We start from the raw sequence: 1,681 nt of genomic DNA, 5'->3' as shown, positions 1-1,681 counted from the left end.
GGGCGGATGCCACTGGCATCCGCCCCTCTTCCGTTCCTGCTCCGCCGGCATCGCCCGGTCGCTGTTCGAGGGCGCACGCGTGCACAACTCCGGCGGAACCCTCGTCCGCGGGGCGTTCCCGGGCCTCGCGGTACACAACGCAGGAGTTGTGCCGGTCGGCCCGCGTGATTCCGTAGCCACGAGGCTGCGGCGGATGGATTCCCCTGTGGCACACACCGGGCACAACTCCGGCAGAACCCGGCGCCTCCCCGCGCCGTGGGGTCCACGCGCCCGATGCGCAGGAGTTGTGCGCGCCGCGCACGAAGAAGGGGCCGGATGCCGTGGCATCCGACCCCTCATGCGAAGCGGCTCAGTAGTGGACCGACACCTCGGTGCCGGGGTAGGCCCAGTCGTAGAGCTCCTTGGCCGCGGGGATCGTCATGTTGATGCAGCCGTGGCTCATCGGCGTGCCGAAGTTGTTGTGCCAGTACGTGCCGTGGAAGCCCTCGTCGCCGTTGAAGTACGACACCCAGGGAACGTCCTTGGTGCAGTAGTCGTAGCCGGGGACGCAGCCCATGTCCTGCATCGGGGTCTTCCAGCCCACGCGGAAGTTGCCGGTGTGGGTGGCGTGCTCACCGGCACCGGAGGAGATCGTGTACGTGCGGTACACCTGACCGTTCTGGTACATCGTCGTCGTCTGGGTGCTGAGATTGACGTCGATGTGGCGCTCGGTCTTGGTCGTCTGGAACGGCGTTTCGGCGACGGTCAGGGCGAACTTGCCGTTGGCCTGGGCGAGCTGCGCGGCGAAGGCGGCGGCGATGCCCGAGGTGTCGCCCAACGAGCGTCCGGTCTGTCCCTCGGTGAGGGTCTTGATGACCTCACCGCCCGTGTCGACGATGACATCCGCGTTGACGGCGCCGCGGTCGACCTGGCCCGCGAGACCGTCGACCGCCTTCTGGATGCCGGCCTGATCAGCGGTGACCGGGAAGTCGCCCTTGCCGTCGGACGTGACGGTGAGCCACGACGCGGCGGTCGCCCGGTCGACGGGCACGGTGCGCTCGTCGCCGACGTAGAAGCCGATGGTGTCGAGGACGCCGTTGAGGGCCGTCACTGCGGCGTCGGCCTTCTCCGTCGTCACGGCGGCGTCGACGGAGACGAGGCTCGCCTGGACCGTGGTGGTCGGGGTACCGGCGTCGAACGCGGACTGCAGGGCCGCGGTCACCGCGGCGATGTCGATGCCCTCGCCCGCCTGGGCCGGGGTCGACACGTACTTCTGCGACGCCGAATCGAACGCGACGGTCGCGTCGACCGGAGCGCGGTAGGTGCCCGGCGCGCGCTCGCGCAGGACGGCTGCCGCGGTGGTCGGGTCGACCTGGATCTGGACGCCCGTTCCAGCCGGGAACCAGGATGCCGGCTTCCACATGGGGTTGTCGGCGAAGGCCTTCTCGGCGATCGCGGTGGCGTCCACGGTGGCGCCGAGATCGGCACCGCTGACGGTGACCTCGCCGGCGGGGCTCTCCACCGTCACCTCGGTGTTCGCGAGGTGCGCCGAGATCGTCTGGGCCGCAGCGCCGGCGGTGAGGCCGCCGATCTGCACACCGGCGACGGAGGCACCCGGGGCGATGAGCACGAGCGACGCCGCGATCAGGGCGACCGCGGTCGCGCCCGCGGGGATGCCGATCCACAGTCCCGAGCGGTTCTT

The 1,681-nt window shown here is 70.3% G+C and carries 1 protein-coding gene; it reads right to left on the bottom strand.

Translation table 11 applies throughout. From position 1 onward, the window contains the following. Positions 1-349: 349 nt before the first annotated feature. Positions 350-1,681: L,D-transpeptidase family protein (locus AVW09_RS15295; protein ID WP_063258874.1), on the bottom strand; the 1,332-nt coding region annotated here is incomplete at its 5' end.

Origin of the sequence: Microbacterium sp. T32, assembly GCF_001619615.1 — a bacterium.
In the GTDB taxonomy this organism is placed as follows: domain Bacteria; phylum Actinomycetota; class Actinomycetes; order Actinomycetales; family Microbacteriaceae; genus Microbacterium.
Note: the sequence above shows the minus strand (reverse complement) of the source record. Positions and strands in the feature narration are given on the sequence as shown.